Origin of the sequence: Buchnera aphidicola (Protaphis terricola) (assembly GCF_964059145.1) — a bacterium.
GTDB classification, from domain to species: domain Bacteria; phylum Pseudomonadota; class Gammaproteobacteria; order Enterobacterales; family Enterobacteriaceae; genus Buchnera; species Buchnera aphidicola_BP.
This window is the reverse complement of record NZ_OZ060405.1, coordinates 279,685-297,698: the sequence shown is the minus strand read 5'-3', so window position 1 is coordinate 297,698 and position 18,014 is coordinate 279,685. Positions and strand designations below refer to the sequence as shown.

Sequence of the window (18,014 nt, the reverse complement as noted above, 5' to 3'; positions counted from 1 at the left end):
AAATTTTTTAATTAATTTTATTATATAACTATTTTTTAAAAATATTTTTAATTTTTAATATTAATTCATTTTTGGAAAGATATGATTCTTTTTTATTTTTTAATTCTTTTACTAAATAGAAATTTTTTTTTACTTCATTTTCACCTATTAAAATAACAATACGAGCACATGATTCAACAGCATGTTTTATTTTTTTTGAAAGACTAATATTTAAAAAATTTATAAATATTTTTAATTTAGGATAAATATTTCTAATTTCTTCTGATAAATTAATAGCATAAGTTTTATTTTCTTCGCCAATAAAAATAATATAGATATTAATTTTCTCTATATCATAAGGGAAAATATTTAATTTTTTTATTAATAAAATTAATCGTTCAATTCCAATAGCAAATCCTATTGCTGATGTTTTTTTTCCACCTAATTCTTGCACTAAAAAATCATATCGTCCACCAGCACAAATAGTATTTTTAGATCCTATATTTTTACTTTTCCATTCAAAAACTGTATCATTATAATAATCTAGACCTCTAACTAAATTCGGATTATATTTATATTTTATTTTATATAAATTAATCATATGGCATAAATTATTAAATTTATCTATCGACTTTTTATTAATATAATTACTTAATAATGGAGCTTTTTTTAAGATTTTTTGAATATTTAAATTTTTTGAATCTAAAATTCGAAGTGGATTATTATATAATCGTTGTTTAGATTCATCATCTAAATAAGATTTATTTTGCTCTAAAAAATATATTAATTTTTCTTGATATTTGATACGATCTAATCGTAAACCTATTGAATTTATTTCTAAAGTTAAATATGAATTAATACCAAGCATTTTCCATAAACGATTTGTTAATAAAATTATTTCTAAATCAATATCTATGGTATCTAATCCAAATATTTCTGCACCTAATTGATAAAATTGTCGATATCTTCCATATTGAGGTCTTTCATATCTAAACATAGGACCTAAATACCAAAATTTTTGTTTTTTTTTATACAATAAATTATTTTGTATTAAGGCTCTAACACATCCAACTGTTCCTTCCGGTCGTAAAGTCAAACTATGACCATTTTTATCAATAAATGAATACATTTCTTTTTCTATTATATCTGTAACTTTTCCAATAGTTCGTTGAAAAATTTCTGTTCTTTCTAATATAGGAAATTTAATTTCTTCATAAGCATAACTATTTAATACTTGTTTAAAATTTTTTTCCAATATATTCCAAATATTTAAATCTTGATTAAAATAATCATGCATTCCTCGAATTGAATTAATTTTTTTATTCACTATGATCTCTTATAATTAAGTATACATTAAATTATTAAATATTATTTTTTTTAAAATATTCAATTTTTTGATTCATCTAATTTTCGACGAATTTGTATTTCTAACTCTTTTACTATATTTGAATTATTTAATTTGTTTTTTTGACGTACTCCATCTTTATATAATGCACTTTTTTTATAACTTCCAGTAACACCTATATCAGCTATTTTAGCTTCTCCTATTCCATTAACAAGACAACCAATAATCGAAACATTCATAGAAGTTTCAATATCTTCAAGTTTTTTTTCTAATTGATTTACCACATTAATAACATCAAACTCTTGTCTAGAACATGTTGGACAAGCAATAAAATTAATACCTCTTGATCGAATTCCTAAAACTTTTAAGATATCATAACCTACCTTGACTTCTTTAGTAGGACATGCCGCTAAAGAAACTCTTAAAGTATCTCCTATACCAGATGATAATAATAAAAAAAGCCCAATAGATGATTTAACAGTTCCATTACGAAAATTTCCAGATTCTGTAATTCCAATATGTATAGGTTGAGTGATTTTTTTTGATAATATTTGGTTTGCTTGCACTGTAGTAAAAACATCAGATGATTTTATACTAACTTTAAATTGATTGAAATTTAAACTATCAAAATACTCAACATGTCTTATAGCAGATTCCACTAAAGCTTCAGGAATAGGAAATTTATATTTTTTTAATATATCATGTTCTAATGAACCAGCATTTACACCTATTCTAATTGGAACATTATTATATTTAGCACAATTAATAATTTCATTTATTCTTTTTTTATTTCCAATATTTCCAGGATTAATTCTTAAACAATCTGCTCCATATTTTATAGATTGAATTGCCAATCTATAATCAAAATGTATATCTGCTATTAATGGAATATTTACTTGTTTTTTAATTATTTTAAATGCTTTCGCTGATTCTTCTGTAGGGACAGAAATTCTTATGATGTCAACTCCAACTTTTTTTAGCTGAGTAATTTGACTAATTGTATTTTTTATATCTGTTGTTTTTGTATTAGTCATAGATTGTACAGCAATAGGAGCATTATCTCCAATAGGCACATTTCCTATATAAATACGATCAGATTTTCTTCTATTAATAGTTTTATATGTATTCATTATAATTATATATACTTATTGTGAATATTTATTATTAAAAAATTAAAAGAAATATTTTAATTCAAAAAAAAATTTTTATTTATTAAAATAAACTTTAAACTAGTATAGTATAATTTTATTATAAAATTATAAATGGTTTTTTATTACGACTAATTACATTTCCAACTAACTGACCACATGCTGCATTAATATCTTTGCCTCTATTTTTTCTAATTGTTGTATTAAATCCATGATTTCTTAAAACGTTTGCAAAAACATTAATTGTATCTGAAGAGCTACATTTAAAATTAGAATATTTAAATACATTCCAAGGAATAAGATTTATTTTACTAGGTATATTCCTTAGAATATATGATAATTCCTCTGCATGTTTAATAGAATCATTAATATTATGAAGCATTACGTATTCTATAGTAACTCCATTATGATTTGCATTTGAATGTTTTAAATATTTAGATACTGAACTTAAAAGAGATTGAATATTATATTTTTTATTAATAGGCATAATTGAATTTCTAATATAATTATTTGGTGCATGCAAAGAAATTGCTAAATTAATATCAATTTTCTGACTTAATTTATCTAATGCAGGTATAATTCCTGAAGTTGATAAAGTAATACGACGCTTAGATAATCCAAATCCATTTTTATGTAAAATAATATTTAACGATGTAATAATATTATTTAAATTTAATAATGGTTCGCCCATTCCCATAAATACAATATTAGTTATTTTTTTTTGTTTTAATCTTATTTTTGCTTGCAAAATCTGAGAAATAATTTCAGAAACTTTTAAATTTCTATTAAACCCCTCTTTTCCTGTAGCACAAAATTTACATTTTAAAGGACATCCAATTTGTGATGAAATACATAAAGTAGAACGTTTTTTTTCTGGTATATAAACTGTTTCTATTTTTTGATTATTTAAAGATGTGATCCATTTTATAGTACCATCGGAAGAAATTCTTTCTTCTGAAAAATTTTTCATATTTATATATGAAATTTGATTTAATTTGTTTCGAATTTTTTTACTAATATTAAACATTTTATTAAAATCATGACAATTATAATTATAAATCCACTTCATAATTTGTTCGGTAGTAAAACTTTTTGCTCCAATAGATGAAATAAATAATTGCATTTTTTTTTCATCTAAATCTAATAAATTAATTTTAGTAGGTAAAATATTTAAATTTATATTTGTACACATTTAAATACCTTAATAAAAAAAATAAATATAAGTTTATTTTAAGATAAATATAATTTATATAAAAAATTTAAGAAATTATTAAAAATTAAAAAATCTATTTAAATAATGAAAAAATATTAAATATATTTAAATTATGGTAATATTATATATACTATAATTAAACATAGATATTATATAAAATAAATTATTTTTAGGAGAATTTAATGCACCCTATGCTAAATATTGCAGTTCGAGCAATTAGAAAAGGAGGAAATATAATCATAAAAAATTATGATACTCAAAAATTTATTAAAAATGATTTTGAAAAAAAACAATATTTTATTAAACAAGTTATGCATGAAACATATCAAACTATTAGCAAAATAATTTATAAATATTATCCAAATCATATTATTGTAAAAAAAAATGCTCATTATATATCAGATGATAAAAAAATATTTTGGATCGTAAATGAATTAGATGGAAAAAAAAATTTTATTAAAAATTTTCCACATTTTTGTATAGCAATAGCTATAATTTTAAAGAAAAAAACAGAAATATCAGTAATATATGATCCTATAAAAAATGATTTATTTACCTCTGTTAGAGGGCAGGGTTCTCAATTAAATGGATATCGAACACGTTGTACTAATTTAAATAATTTAAATGGCTCTGTAATATCAATAAATTTAATGTTTAAAGAAATATATTCTAAATCTTATTTTAATATATATGAAAAATTAACTTTATATGGAATATCATTTCGATATACTGGATCAACTTTACTTGATTTAGCATATGTTTCTTCTGGTAAAATAGATTGTTTAATGATTGATTTTAAATTATTTAATTCTATTAATTTTATTGCAGGGCATTTACAAACAATAGAATCTGGATATTTAACAACTAATTTAACAGAAAAGAATACTAAATTTATTTTAAATTTAACTAGTAGTCCTGCACTTATTAAGTTAATTATTGAAAAAATATGTAAAAATTATACAGTTCAATAATTAATCATTATGACTTATTAAAAGTACACCATTTATTTTTAATAAAAAATGCTGACCAACCTGTAAATTTTCCTTCTTTTTTAGAAGCAATATATTGTTTTTGATTTATTTTATCAAAACAAATTATTGTTTTATTACCTTTGTCATCTACTATTGGTGCATTAGTTAGATAATGTAATTTTTTAGGAAGCAAATGTTTAAATCTAACTAATTCTTCTACAAAAGGAGATCGAGTTTCTTTTGATTTAGGAAAGGTATAAGCAGCAAAAAAAATACCAGATACACCTTCTCTTAAAACAAACCATGTATTAGATTTTTTACATAATATCTCAGGAAATGGAATAGGCTCTAATTTAGGTTCTGAAATTTCACCATTAGGTAAAATTTTTCTTTTATTTTTACATACTTTATTACTGCATATAAAAAATTTTCCAAATTTACCTATTTTTAATAACATATTATTTTGACATTTATCACAGTATAATATTTTAGATAAATAAATAGGACTTTGAAAATTTCCTTTCTCTAAATAATAAATATTACATAACGGATTATTATCACAAATATAAATTTTTAAATTTTTATTAATTAAATATGAATCCATTATAATGTTACATTTATTACATTTTTTTTGTTTTTCTTTATTTTTTTTATGATTTGTTTCAATTAAATCAAAGTTATCTAATGAAATTAAATTTATAGTATTTTTACAACGTATTCCAGGTTTTAAATTATATCCAGAACAACTTAGGAAAACACCTGTAATTGCCGTTTTAATAACCATTTTTTTATTACAATTAGAACAATCAATATCTGTAAGAACATTAATATTATTAATCATTCCACCTTCCTCTGGAGGTTTTTGAGCTAATTCAAACTGTTTAGAAAAATTTTTGAAAAATATATTTAATACGTTTTTCCAAGAAATTCGATTAGCAGAAATTTCATCTAGTTGCTTTTCCATACGCGCAGTAAAATCATAATTTACTAAGTCAGTAAAATGTCTTTTTAATTGCATAATAATAATTTTACCTATTTTGCTCGCATAAAATTTATTATTTTTGACTTTTAAATAACCTTTATCTTTTATTTTTGTTATTATACTAGAATAAGTAGAAGGCCTTCCAATTCCTTTTTTTTCTAATTCACGAACTAAAGACGCTTCATTGAATCGTGGAGATGGTTTAGTAAATACTTGATTAGTTAAAATTTTTTTTATAATTAAAATATCATTAATTTTAAAATCTAAAAAATTTAATTCAATTAATTTTGATTGTTTAAATATTTTTGTCCAGCCTTCAAAAAGTGTAATATTTTCAGTAGCTTTTAATTTAAATTGATCTACTATAATTTTTAATGTAATAGATTTATGTTTTTCAGATTTCATTTGAGATGCTATAAACTGATTCCATATTAGTTTATATAATTTAATTGCATCTAAATTAATAAGATTTTTATTTATACTAAATTTTTCTATATCTGTAGGACGAATTGCTTCATGTGCTTCTTGAGAAGATATTTGATTTTTATATTTATTTTCTGTTTTAGGTAAAAAATCAAAACCATAATGTTTTTTTATATAATTCCTTGCTTTTTTAATTGCATAATCACTAACATGAAAAGAATCGGTTCTTGTATAAGTTATATAACCTTCTTCATATAATTTTTGTGCTAAAAACATTGTTTTTTTTACGCTAAAACCTAAATGAATACTAGATGCTTGTTGTAAAGTAGAAGTAATAAAAGGAGCTGGTGACTTTTTATATAAAATTTTATCTTTTCGATCTGTAATATAAAAAGATAAATGTTCAAGTTTTTTAACTATAGAATTTACTTCTTTTTTATTATTTAAATTAAGTATTTTATTTTTAAAATGTGTAAGATCCATTACAAGTTTTTTTTTATTAGATGAAATAAACTGAATTTTTATTTTCCATTTTTCTTTTTCTTGAAAATTTTTTATTTCATTTTCTCTTTCTGTAACAATTCTAACAGCAACTGATTGAACACGTCCTGCAGATAAACCTCTGCAAATTTTTTTCCATAGCAATGGTGAAATCATATAACCTACAATTCGATCCATAAATCTACGAGCTTGTTGAGCATATACTCGATTCATATTAATTTGAGTAACATTTTTAAAAGCTTTTTTAATTGAATGTTTAGTTATTTCATTAAATACTACTCGAACAAACTTACTAGGATCTCCACCAATAACTTCTTTTAAATGCCAAGCTATTGCTTCTCCTTCTCTGTCTAGATCTGTAGCAAGATATATACGATCTACTTGATTTGCAATATTTTTTAGTTCATTAATAATTTTTTCTTTACCAGGTAAAATATAATATTTAAAACTCCAATTTTCATATGGATTAATTCCCATTTTTTCTATTATTTTTTTTTGTTCATTATGTTTTAAAAAAGAATAATTATTTTTTTTTTCTTTTATATATTTATTACTTAATAAATCACGAATATGACCAATACTAGATTTAACTATATAATTTTTACCTAAATATTGATCTATAGTTTTTGCTTTTACTGGTGATTCTACTACAACTAAAAACTTAGACATTATTTTAACCCAATAAATGATGTAGAAAATTTAAAAAATAATTAATATGTAATTTTAATATAATGTTAATATTAAAATAAGATTTTTTTAAAAATTTAACTTTTTAAATACATAATTATATTTCTTAAAAAATATTATCTAATTAATTTACATAAATTAATTAATAATCTATTATTAATTTTTTTCCATTCTCCTTCTTTTAGATCTTTTGGTAACAAGATATTTCCATATCTTATTCTAATTAGTTTATTAACTTGACAATTAATAGATTGAAAAATTAATCTAATTTCATGATTTTTACCTTCACATAAAATACCTTTAAACCATTGATTTTTATTTTTTTTTTGAAAAATTGGTTCAATATGTTTAAATTTAATATAATTATTTTTAATAATTATACCTTTTTTTAAAGTTTCTATTGCATTTGTATTTATTTTACCAAAAACACGTATGTAATATTCTCTTTCTATTTGATTTTTAGGATGCATAAGTTGATTTGCTAAATCTCCATTATTTGTTAATAATAATAATCCTTTAGTATTAATATCTAGTCTTCCAATATTAATCCATCTACTTAATTTTAAATTAGGTAATTTATTAAATATAGTTAATCGTTTTTCAGGATCATTTCTAGTACAAATTTCTCCTACTGGCTTATTATAAATAATCATTTTTAATTTTATATTTTGCCTAAAAATTATTTTTTTTTTATTAATAAAAACATTTCCTGGATTATTTTTATCTAAATATTGACCAATGGTTGCTTTTTTACTATTTATATATATATTTCCTTGTTTAATTAAAGATTCTATATAACGACGAGAACCATAACCTAAGTTAGCAAGTATTTTTTGTATTTTTTCTTTCATTTAAAAATACCTTTTAATATTTTAAAAATATTAGAATAAAATTATTCTTAAAATAAATCAAAATAGATAATAATATTTTAAAAATAAAAAATAATAATGTATTAAATATAATTTAAAAAATATCTAATTGTATTTTTTTATTTTGTATAAAATAACAGAACTACTGTTTTATCTATTATTAAACTTATAAAAAATATATAATATTAGATAAATATTTATATATAATATTTATAACAAAATATTTAATAATAATATTAATAAATAAACTTTTTTAAAATTTAAATTGAATTATTTATTACAATAGATTATTGTAAAAAAATTATAAAAATAGTAATTATTAATATTTAATTAAAAAGCTTTTAAGGTTGTCAATGCAAAAAATATTTAAAAAAATTTATAAATTTACATCTTTAAATCAACAAGAAAGTTATAAATTATTTCAATCTATCATTGCTGGAAATATAAATGAAATACAACTATCATCTATTTTAACAGCTATGTATATGCGACCTGAATCAAGTGAAGAAATATTAGGTGCGGTTCATGCTTTTTTAGAAACAATGAAATTATTTCCTAGACCAAATTATATTTTTTCTGATATAGTAGGAACAGGCGGGGACAATAAAAATACAATTAATATTTCAACTACTAGTGCTTTTGTTGCATCTTACTGTGGATTTAAGATTATTAAACATTGTAATCAAGGTGTCTCAAGTAAATCAGGTTCATCTAATCTTTTAAGCAAATTTAAAATTAATTTGAATCCATCCTTGGAAAATTCTTTAAACACTTTAAATAAATTAAATATTTGTTTTTTGTTTGCACCTCAATATCATAATGGTTTTAAATATGTCAATAATATTCGAAAAATTTTAAAAATTAAAACTATTTTTAATTTATTAGGACCATTTTTAAACCCTGCTCGTCCTATTTTTACATTAATTGGTGTTTATAAAAAAGAATTGATTTTACCTATGATAAAAATTTTAAAAAAATTAAAATATCAAAAAGGAATTGTGATGCATAGCAATGGAACTGATGAAGTAACATTAGATGGTATTACATATATTTCAGAATTAATAAATAATAAAATTTATTCATATGAATTAGAAGCTAAAGATTTTGGACTTAAACCTCATTCTCAAAAAATACCTTCAGTTAATTCTCCAGAAGAAAGTTTCAATATTATAAAAAAAATTATGAAAGGAAAAGGTGAGAGATCACATGAAGAATTAATTGCTGTCAATGTTGCTATTTTATTAAAAAACTTCGGATATATAAATTTAATAGAAAATACAAAAATTATATTAAAAAAAATTCGTAGTGGTAATATTTATAAACATATAATTAAAATTGCTAATATGTTGAAAGAAGACAAATAAATTATGCAAGATACAATATTAAATACTATTATAAAAGATAAATTAGATTGGATTAAAAATCGAAAAAAAAAAGAACCTTTTGAAAAAATTAAAAATAAAATAAATACAAAAACTCGTAATTTTTATAATTTCTTAAAAAATAAAAGCCCCTTTTTTATATTAGAATATAAAAGAAAATCTCCTTCCTTAGGAATAATTAAAAAAAATTTTAATTTAATTCAAATTTCCCATATATATAAAAAATATGCTTCTGCTGTTTCTGTTTTAACAGATGAAAAATATTTTGGAGGTGATTTAAAATTTATTAATATTGTTAAAAATTATGTTTTTCAACCAGTTTTATGTAAGGATTTTTTTATTGATCCATATCAAGTTTATTTAGCACGATTTTATAATGCTGATGCAATTTTACTTATGTTATCAGTATTAAATAATGAACAATATATTATTCTATCAAAAATAGCAAAAAAGTTAAATATGGGAATATTAACAGAAATTAATAATATTGAAGAATTAAATCGAGCTATTGAATTAAATGCTAAAATTATTGGAATAAATAATCGTAATTTACATAATTTATCAATTGATTTAAATCGTACAAAAATTTTATCTGCTTTAATAAATGATAGAATAATTATTAGTGAATCAGGAATAAATCAATATTCACAAATTAAAGAATTAAGTAAAATTGTTCATGGTTTTTTAATTGGTTCGCATTTAATGTCTAAAAAAAATTTAGAAATAGGTCTGAAATCTTTAATTTTTGGTCATAATAAAGTATGTGGATTAACTCAATCTATTGATATTGAAGCAAGTTCAAAATATGGAGCGATTTATGGTGGTTTAATTTTTGCAGAAAATTCACCTCGAAGAATTACAAAAAAAATTGCAAAAAATATTATATTAGATAACAATTTAAGATACGTTGGAGTTTTTCAAAATCAAAGTATTAATACTATTTTAAATATTTCTAATCAATTATGCTTATATGCTATACAACTACATGGTGATGAAAATCAAAAATATATTAATTTATTAAAAAAACAACTACCTAAAAATATTAAAATTTGGAAAGTATTTTCTATCACATCAAAATTACCGATGCTTAATTGGAAAAATGTTGATAAATATATTTTTGATTCTGGTTCTGGAGGAAGTAATACATCTTTTGATTGGTCAATTTTAAAAAATCATACATTTAATAATGTAATTTTAGCAGGTGGAATCAATATTAAAAATTGCAATATTGCATTAAAATTAAATTTTTTTGGATTGGATTTAAATTCTGGAGTAGAAAAATCACCTGGTATTAAAGATCATAATAAAATAAAACTAATTTTTCAAGAATTAAAATTTAACAAATCATTTTTTATATAAAAATAGGAAATTATTTTTAAATGACTTTACTTAATCCGTATTTTGGCGAATTTGGAGGTATGTACGTTCCTCAAATATTAATGCCAGCCTTGTATGAATTAGAAAAAAGTTTTGTTAGTGCAAAAAAAGATATAAAATTTCAAAAAAAATTTTCATCTCTATTAAAAAATTATGCAGGAAGACCTACACCATTGACTTTATGTAATAATTTAACTAAAGGAACAAAAACAAAAATTTATTTAAAAAGGGAAGATTTACTACATGGTGGAGCACACAAAACAAATCAAGTATTAGGACAAGCAATGTTGGCAGTAAAAATGAAAAAAAAAGAAATTATTGCTGAAACTGGTGCTGGTCAACATGGAGTAGCTACAGCAATTGCTTGTGCATTATTAAATTTAAAATGTAAAATTTATATGGGTTGTAAAGATATTGAACGTCAAAAACCTAACGTTTTTCGAATGAAATTAATGGGTGCAGAAGTAATATCTGTATCAACTGGTTCTGGTACTTTAAAAGATGCATGTAACGAAGCACTTAGAGATTGGTCAAATAGCTATAAATATACACATTATATGATAGGAACAGCAGCAGGTCCTCATCCATATCCAAAGATTGTTAAAGAGTTTCAAAAAATTATAGGCGAGGAAACAAAATATCAAATTTTAGAACAATCAGGACAATTACCAGATTCTATTATTGCGTGTGTTGGAGGAGGATCTAATGCTATTGGTATTTTTTCTGATTTCATTCATGATAAAGTTGAATTAATTGGTGTAGAGCCAGCTGGTTTAGGTGTTGATACAGGAAAACATGGAGCGCCATTACAATATGGAAGAACTGGTATTTATTTTGGTATGAAATCTTATTTGATGCAAAATAAAGAAGGTCAAATTCAAAAATCATGGTCTATTTCAGCTGGTTTAGATTTTCCTTCTGTTGGTCCAGAACATGCATGGTTAAAAAGTATTAAACGAGCTAAATATGTTTCAATTACTGATAAAGAAGCATTAAATGCCTTTAATATTTTATCTAAGAAAGAAGGTATTATTCCAGCTTTAGAATCTTCTCATGCATTAGCTTATGCATTAAAAATAATGAATTTGAATCCTAATAAAAAACAAATTTTAATTGTAAATCTTTCTGGACGAGGAGATAAAGATATTTTCACAGTAAATAAAATTTTAAAAACAGGAAAGAATTGTGAATCGTTATAAAAAAATATTTAAAAAAAAAAATTACTTAAAGAAGGATGTTTTGTTCCATTTGTAGTTATAGGAGATCCTTCTATAAAGATGTCTATAAAAATTATTGAATTATTAATTGAAAGTGGATCAGATGCTTTAGAATTAGGAATTCCATTTTCAGATCCATTAGCAGATGGCCCAATTATTCAAAAAGCTAATTTGCGTGCTTTGTCTAAAAATTATAGTATTTTAAAATATTTTGAAGTAATTCAAATATTACGTAAAAAATATTCTAAAATACCTATAGGTATATTGTTATATGCTAATCTTATATATAATCAAGGTATAGAAAAATTTTATCAATACTGTTCAAAATGCGATTTAGATTCTGTTTTAATAGCAGATGTACCGATTGAAGAATATAATATTTTTTATAAGTATGCTAATAAATATAATATTGACTCTATTTTTATTTGCCCTCCTGACGCAAATGACATTTTTTTATCAAAATTATCTTTATATGCAAAAGGATATATTTATTTATTATCTCGTCCTGGTGTAACTGGTATTGAAGAAAGTAAAAATTTAATTTCAAATATATTTATAAAAAGTATAAAAAAATACACTAATCTTCCTTTATTGCAAGGTTTTGGAATTAAAAATTCAAAACAAATTAAAAAATCAATCTTATTTGGAACAAATGGGGTAATATGTGGATCTGCAATTATAAATATTATTGAAAAAAATTTAAACCAAGAAAAAGAAATGCTGAAAAAAATAAAAAATTTTGTTTGCAAATTAATAATATCTACAAAATTTATTTAAAATATTAAAAAAATTACATTTAAAATAATATGTATCATCTTAAAGTTTTTTATAATATTTATAGGAGATATATATGTCTATTACAGTGCGTCAATTATGTAATGATACATATAATTTTGTATCTAAAGAAATAAAAACTATTTTTTTTATATCAATTATATCTACTTTTATTAGTGTTTTAATCAATATATTAATTAAACCAGATATGCACATTATTTCTATAATAGAAAATAATAAATTTATTAATTCTCATACGCTTTTTGATTTTATAAACAATATGAATGAATATGAGAAAAAAAAACTATTAAAATATTCAATATTTAAAATACTGGAGTTTTTAATTAGTAAAACGTTTTTATTAGGTAGTACAATTACTCTAATTACATACTTATCTAAAAATAAAAAAAAACCGATTATATTTTCAATGACTTTTTTTATTAAATTATTACCAAGTTTATTTATTTTAAATTTTATTATAAATATGATAGTACAAGTAGGCTTTGCATTTTTTATTTTACCAGGAATATTTTTATCTATATTACTTTCTTTATCACCTATTATTTTATGTTTTGAAAAAAACACTTTAATAAATACTATACGAATTAGTATTTTTACTGTATGGAATAATATAAATATTATAGGACCAGGTGTTTTATTTTTCATGTGTATAAAGTTTTTTTTAACAAAAATATTTATGAATATGCACTTAATAAATAAAAATTTTATTACTTTAATATTAAATATTAATATAAATATATTTTTTTCTATTTTAACAATATATTTATTTAGGTTTTATATGTTATTTAAAAATACTTAAAATAAAAATTTTGAGTTTTAAATATGAAAAAAATATTATATCTATTACCAATAATAACCTTTTTTATATTTTATAAAATATATGATATTTTTATAGCATCTGAAATTTTAACAATTATATCATTTGTAACATGTATATTAGATTGGATAATGTACAAAAAAATAAATAAAATTAACTTTTTGAATTTTATAACTATTATTTTTAATTCTCTTGCTATATTTTTTCATAATAGTTATTTTATTAAATGGAAAATTACAATAATTTATATGTTTATTTCTATTGTATTATTATTCAGCCAAGTTTTTAGTAAAAAACCAATATTACAAAAATTTTTAGAGAATAAAATAAAAATTTCTAATATTGAATGGAAAAAATTAAATTTTTTTTGGGCATTATTTTTTTTATTTTGCAGTATTTTAAATATTTATATAATGTTATTTTTTTCAGAAAACACTTGGGTAAATTTTAAAGTTTTTGGACTTTCAATTTTAACAATTTTTTCTATTTTGACTACAGTTATTTACATAAATTTTAAAATGTTAAAAAAAAAATAATTTTTTATATAATTTCAATATAATAGAGTGAATGTTATACTAATGTCAAAAAAAAATAAGTTATTACCTCATGGAACAATAGTATTAAAAACTTTAGCTATGCCTTCAGATACTAATGCAAATGGTGATATTTTTGGTGGTTGGATTATGTCACAAATGGATATAGGAGGAGCAATATTAGCTAAAGAGATAGCAGGTGGGAGAGTAGTAACTGTTAGAGTAGATGGAATTACTTTTTTAAAACCTGTATCGGTTGGAGATATTGTTAGTTGCTATGCAAATTGTATAAAAATTGGAAAAAGTTCAATTACTATTAATGTAGAAGTATGGATTAAAAAAATTTACTCTAAACCAATAGGACAATATTATTGTGCTACAGAAGCTATATTTATTTATGTAGCAATTGATAATTTAGGAAATCCTCGTGAAGTATTACCTATGAGTATTATTTAAATAGATTTAAGATGTTTTTAATTAAATGTAAAATTTTTAATTAATAATTACCAACATTTTTAAAAAGTAATAATATTTTAATTTAAATAAAAAAATTATTACTTTTTTAAAAGTGTTAAACAAAAAATTTTAATTTATAACTTATTTAAAAAATCTAATATTACTTATATAAACTAATATATATTTTATTGCTTAAAATATAAAATTATTAAATATAAAACTTTTTAAAAAAGTATAAATAGGACCATAAAATGAATGAATATTTTTTATGATTCATCTACATGTTTAGTTGTCTTAATATACTGGTTACTAATTGTTAATATTACCTATCGTGTTTTAATCAAACGTCGTAGTATACCCACTTCTATGTCTTGGCTTTTAACTATTTATATTATTCCTTTTATTGGAATTGCAATTTGGTTTTTTTTTGGTGAGCTATATTTAGAAAAAAAACATAAAAAAATAGCAAGAAAAATATGGTCTATATCTAATCAGTATCTTAAACAACTTAAATCATGTAAATATATTTTTCAAACAAAAAATAGTGAAGTTGCTACTTCTCTATTTCAGCTTTGTAAACATAGACAAGGTATGTTTGGGATTAAAAATAATAAAATTACGCTTTTACATGATAATAAACAAGCTATTAAAATTTTAATTCGTGATATTTATTTAGCACGTAAAAATATTGAAATGGTTTTTTATATTTGGAAACCAGGCGGTATTGCTGACGATGTAGCTATGGCACTGATTCATTCTGCTAATCGAGGTATACATTGTAGGCTAATGTTAGATTCAGCTGGAAGTCTTGAATTTTTTAGAAGCCCATGGGTAAAAAAAATGAAAAATTCTGGAATTCAAATTGTAGAATCATTAAAAGTTAATTTAGTAGGAGTATTTCTTCGTCGATTAGACGTAAGACAACACAGAAAAATCATACTAATCGATAATTATATTTCATATTCTGGAAGTATGAATTTAGTAGATCCTAATTTATTTAAAAGATCTTCTGGTGTAGGTAAATGGATTGATTTAATGACAAGAATTGAAGGGCCTATAGCTATAACAATAGGCATGATTTATTCATGTGACTGGCAAATAGAAACAGGTTTAAAAATTTTACCTAAATTACCAAATAGAGAAATGTTAAAAAATAAATCTAATCACAATTCTAGTGTTCAAGTAATTGCATCTGGACCTGGTTTTCCTAAAAATGTAATTCATCAAGCTTTATTAACTACAATTTATTCTGCTAAAAACGAATTAATTATAACTACTCCATATTTAGTACCTAGTGATGATTTATTACATGCTATTTGCACAGCAGCTCAAAGAGGTGTAAAAGTTAGTATTATTATACCTTTATATCATGATTCTATATTAGTAAAATGGGCTAGTAGAGCCTTTTTTAGTGAATTATTAGAAGCAGGAGTTAAAATTTATCAATTTAAAAAAGGATTATTACACAGCAAAAGCATATTAGTAGATCATCAATTAAGTTTAATTGGAACAGCTAATTTAGATATGAGAAGCTTATGGTTAAATTTTGAAATCACTTTATTAATTGATGATAATAAATTTAGTCAAAAATTATATTTAGTTCAAAAAGAATATATTTCTAATTCCGAATTACTAGATAAAAATATTTGGTTTGAACGTGAAAATTGGAAAATAATTTTAGAAAAAATTTTTTATTTTTTAAGTCCATTATTATAAAAAATATATTAATATTAAAATATTTATTAAATAATTAAATATAATATTAAAAAGTTGGGGGTTATAGAAACCCCTACTTATTATATAGATATATTTTTTAAAATATATATATAATAATATTATAATAAAAAATAATTTTTTTTAGTTAAATTATATTATATGTATATTTTAAAAAGTTATTTAAATAATATATGACCCATCTTCTTTTCTTTAGTTTTTAAATAATTATAATTATTATTATTTTTTTTTGTAATAAGAGGAACTCGTTCAATAATATTAATTCCAAAAGATAGCAACATATTAACTTTTAAAGGATTATTTGTTAATAATCGAACTTTTTTTATATTTAAAATATTAAAAATATCTGCACATAAAGAAAAATCTCTTTCATCTGCAGAAAAACCAAGTTTTAAATTAGCTTCAACAGTATCTAATCCTTGATCTTGTAAAGAATAAGCTTTAATTTTATTTAATAAACCAATATTTCTACCTTCTTGACGATGATAAATTAACAAACCTCTACCTTCACGTGTAATTTTATCCATTGACATTTTTAATTGATCACCACAATCACATCTTAAACTAAAAAAAGCATCTCCTGTTAAACATTCAGAATGAACTCTAGAAAGAATAGGTACATTTTTATTTATATCACCATAAACAAGTGCAATATGATTTTTTCCATTTTTTTTTTCTTCAAATCCAAATATAGTAAATTTACCCCAACGAGTAGGTAATATTGCTTTTTCTATCTGAATTAATTGCATAAAAAACTCCATAATTTTTTATTAATTTTTTATAAATTTATTTGATATAAAAAAATATTGATAAATAGATAAAGATATTATTGCATAGATTGTATTATAAAATTTAATTTTTTAATGGGATTTTTTGAGAAAGTAATAGATCGACCTATAACTATATAATCTATTGGAAACTTTTTTATTTGCTCTGGAGTAATAATATTTTTTTGATCATTAAAAGAATCATTTGTACATCTAATACCTGGAGTAATAATTTTACATTTATCACCATATAATAATTTAATTTTTTTAGCTTCCTGACCTGGGCATACTATACCATCCAAACCACAATCAATAGATAATTTTGATAAAGTTAAAATGTAATCTTGTAATGACATTTGTATACCAATCTCTTTTAAATCTTTTCTTTTTAAACTAGTTAATGCTGTAACTGCAATTAATAATGGAGCATTTTTAAAAGTTTTTAATGCTTTTTTTGCAGAAATCAACATTTTTTTACCCCCAGATGCATGTACACTTAACATCCATACACCTAAATCTGCAACTGCTTTTGTTGCATTAAAAACAGTATTCGGAATATCATGAAATTTTAAATCTAAAAATATATTAAAACCTAATTGATGTAATTCTTGAATAAATTTTTTTCCTAAAATTGTAAACATTTCTTTTCCAATCTTTAAATAAACAAGAGATGGATTAAGAAAATCTACTAATTTCATAGCTTCTTTTTTACTATAAAAATCTAATGCAATAATGATTTTTGGAATATTAGAAGAATTGATATTTAACACTATCGCACCTCTTTTAAATAACTTAATTTTTTAAATACTACAATTTTA

The 18,014-nt window shown here is 21.4% G+C and carries 15 protein-coding genes and 1 pseudogene; 9 read left to right on the top strand and 7 right to left on the bottom strand.

What is annotated here, in order from left to right:
* Positions 1-28: 28 nt before the first annotated feature.
* The 3 genes from hisS to rlmN form a co-directional block, all read right to left on the bottom strand.
* Positions 29-1,306, bottom strand: coding sequence for a histidine--tRNA ligase (gene hisS, locus AB4W67_RS01390; protein ID WP_367682784.1), 1,278 nt, complete (start codon positions 1,304-1,306; stop codon positions 29-31).
* 59 nt (positions 1,307-1,365) lie between these two features.
* Positions 1,366-2,454 carry a flavodoxin-dependent (E)-4-hydroxy-3-methylbut-2-enyl-diphosphate synthase gene (gene ispG / locus AB4W67_RS01385; RefSeq protein WP_367682783.1) on the bottom strand — a complete coding sequence of 363 codons (1,089 nt, stop codon included), beginning with the start codon at positions 2,452-2,454 and terminating at the stop codon, positions 1,366-1,368.
* A 118-nt stretch (positions 2,455-2,572) separates the two neighbouring features.
* On the bottom strand, positions 2,573-3,664 hold the full coding sequence (gene rlmN / locus AB4W67_RS01380; protein WP_367682782.1) for a 23S rRNA (adenine(2503)-C(2))-methyltransferase RlmN: 1,092 nt from the start codon (positions 3,662-3,664) through the stop codon (positions 2,573-2,575).
* Positions 3,665-3,867: 203 nt separating this feature from the next.
* Here rlmN and AB4W67_RS01375 point away from each other — a divergent pair, with 203 nt between their 5' ends.
* Entirely contained in the window at positions 3,868-4,656 is a 789-nt protein-coding gene (locus AB4W67_RS01375) for an inositol monophosphatase family protein (protein WP_367682781.1), read from the top strand.
* Positions 4,657-4,663: 7 nt separating this feature from the next.
* Here AB4W67_RS01375 and topA read toward each other — a convergent pair whose 3' ends face one another.
* Positions 4,664-7,231 (bottom strand): type I DNA topoisomerase, encoded by a 2,568-nt coding sequence (topA, locus tag AB4W67_RS01370; protein WP_367682780.1) that lies wholly within the window; start codon positions 7,229-7,231, stop codon positions 4,664-4,666.
* A 134-nt stretch (positions 7,232-7,365) separates the two neighbouring features.
* Positions 7,366-8,100 carry a pseudouridine synthase gene (locus AB4W67_RS01365; protein ID WP_367682779.1) on the bottom strand — a complete coding sequence of 245 codons (735 nt, stop codon included), beginning with the start codon at positions 8,098-8,100 and terminating at the stop codon, positions 7,366-7,368.
* Positions 8,101-8,471: 371 nt separating this feature from the next.
* Between AB4W67_RS01365 and trpD the strand changes: the two genes are divergently transcribed.
* From trpD to cls, 8 genes and pseudogenes are all read left to right on the top strand, one after another.
* The gene (trpD, locus tag AB4W67_RS01360; RefSeq protein WP_367682778.1) at positions 8,472-9,482 is read left to right on the top strand and encodes an anthranilate phosphoribosyltransferase; all 1,011 of its coding nucleotides are present in this window, start codon (positions 8,472-8,474) and stop codon (positions 9,480-9,482) included.
* A 3-nt stretch (positions 9,483-9,485) separates the two neighbouring features.
* The gene (trpCF, locus tag AB4W67_RS01355) at positions 9,486-10,859 is read left to right on the top strand and encodes a bifunctional indole-3-glycerol-phosphate synthase TrpC/phosphoribosylanthranilate isomerase TrpF (protein WP_367682777.1); all 1,374 of its coding nucleotides are present in this window, start codon (positions 9,486-9,488) and stop codon (positions 10,857-10,859) included.
* Between the two features lie 20 nt (positions 10,860-10,879).
* Positions 10,880-12,076, top strand: a complete 1,197-nt coding sequence (gene trpB, locus AB4W67_RS01350) for a tryptophan synthase subunit beta (RefSeq protein WP_367682776.1) — start codon at positions 10,880-10,882, stop codon at positions 12,074-12,076.
* Positions 12,063-12,871 (top strand): annotated as a pseudogene (trpA, locus tag AB4W67_RS01345) (tryptophan synthase subunit alpha). The gene trpB and the pseudogene trpA overlap by 14 nt, the downstream one beginning before the upstream one ends.
* 73 nt (positions 12,872-12,944) lie before the next feature.
* Complete coding sequence (locus AB4W67_RS01340) at positions 12,945-13,688, top strand: YciC family protein (protein ID WP_367682775.1); 744 nt, start codon at positions 12,945-12,947, stop codon at positions 13,686-13,688.
* Positions 13,689-13,711: 23 nt separating this feature from the next.
* Positions 13,712-14,242: a septation protein IspZ gene (ispZ, locus tag AB4W67_RS01335; RefSeq protein ID WP_367682774.1), complete on the top strand. Its 531-nt coding sequence runs from the start codon at positions 13,712-13,714 to the stop codon at positions 14,240-14,242.
* 42 nt (positions 14,243-14,284) lie between these two features.
* Positions 14,285-14,695 carry an acyl-CoA thioester hydrolase YciA gene (yciA, locus tag AB4W67_RS01330; RefSeq protein WP_367682773.1) on the top strand — a complete coding sequence of 137 codons (411 nt, stop codon included), beginning with the start codon at positions 14,285-14,287 and terminating at the stop codon, positions 14,693-14,695.
* Between the two features lie 255 nt (positions 14,696-14,950).
* Positions 14,951-16,411, top strand: coding sequence for a cardiolipin synthase (gene cls, locus AB4W67_RS01325; protein ID WP_367682772.1), 1,461 nt, complete (start codon positions 14,951-14,953; stop codon positions 16,409-16,411).
* Positions 16,412-16,587: 176 nt separating this feature from the next.
* On the opposite strand, the gene ribA is transcribed toward cls, so the two are convergent.
* A complete protein-coding gene (gene ribA, locus AB4W67_RS01320) occupies positions 16,588-17,178 on the bottom strand; it encodes a GTP cyclohydrolase II (RefSeq protein ID WP_367682771.1) in 591 nt (196 codons plus the stop codon).
* A 77-nt stretch (positions 17,179-17,255) separates the two neighbouring features.
* Positions 17,256-17,966, bottom strand: coding sequence for an orotidine-5'-phosphate decarboxylase (gene pyrF, locus AB4W67_RS01315; RefSeq protein WP_367682770.1), 711 nt, complete (start codon positions 17,964-17,966; stop codon positions 17,256-17,258).
* Positions 17,967-18,014 lie beyond the last annotated feature (48 nt).

Bases quoted from the DNA above. Each gene is read 5' to 3' on its own strand.
- trpD (WP_367682778.1), top strand. From the start codon at position 8,472: ATGCAAAAAATATTTAAAAAAATTTATAAATTTACATCTTTAAATCAA.
- trpB (WP_367682776.1), top strand. From the start codon at position 10,880: ATGACTTTACTTAATCCGTATTTTGGCGAATTTGGAGGTATGTACGTT.
- rlmN (WP_367682782.1), bottom strand. From the start codon at position 3,664: ATGTGTACAAATATAAATTTAAATATTTTACCTACTAAAATTAATTTA.
- AB4W67_RS01340 (WP_367682775.1), top strand. From the start codon at position 12,945: ATGTCTATTACAGTGCGTCAATTATGTAATGATACATATAATTTTGTA.
- ribA (WP_367682771.1), bottom strand. From the start codon at position 17,178: ATGCAATTAATTCAGATAGAAAAAGCAATATTACCTACTCGTTGGGGT.
- cls (WP_367682772.1), top strand. From the start codon at position 14,951: ATGAATATTTTTTATGATTCATCTACATGTTTAGTTGTCTTAATATAC.
- trpCF (WP_367682777.1), top strand. From the start codon at position 9,486: ATGCAAGATACAATATTAAATACTATTATAAAAGATAAATTAGATTGG.
- ispZ (WP_367682774.1), top strand. From the start codon at position 13,712: ATGAAAAAAATATTATATCTATTACCAATAATAACCTTTTTTATATTT.
- yciA (WP_367682773.1), top strand. From the start codon at position 14,285: ATGTCAAAAAAAAATAAGTTATTACCTCATGGAACAATAGTATTAAAA.
- ispG (WP_367682783.1), bottom strand. From the start codon at position 2,454: ATGAATACATATAAAACTATTAATAGAAGAAAATCTGATCGTATTTAT.
- topA (WP_367682780.1), bottom strand. From the start codon at position 7,231: ATGTCTAAGTTTTTAGTTGTAGTAGAATCACCAGTAAAAGCAAAAACT.
- AB4W67_RS01375 (WP_367682781.1), top strand. From the start codon at position 3,868: ATGCACCCTATGCTAAATATTGCAGTTCGAGCAATTAGAAAAGGAGGA.
- AB4W67_RS01365 (WP_367682779.1), bottom strand. From the start codon at position 8,100: ATGAAAGAAAAAATACAAAAAATACTTGCTAACTTAGGTTATGGTTCT.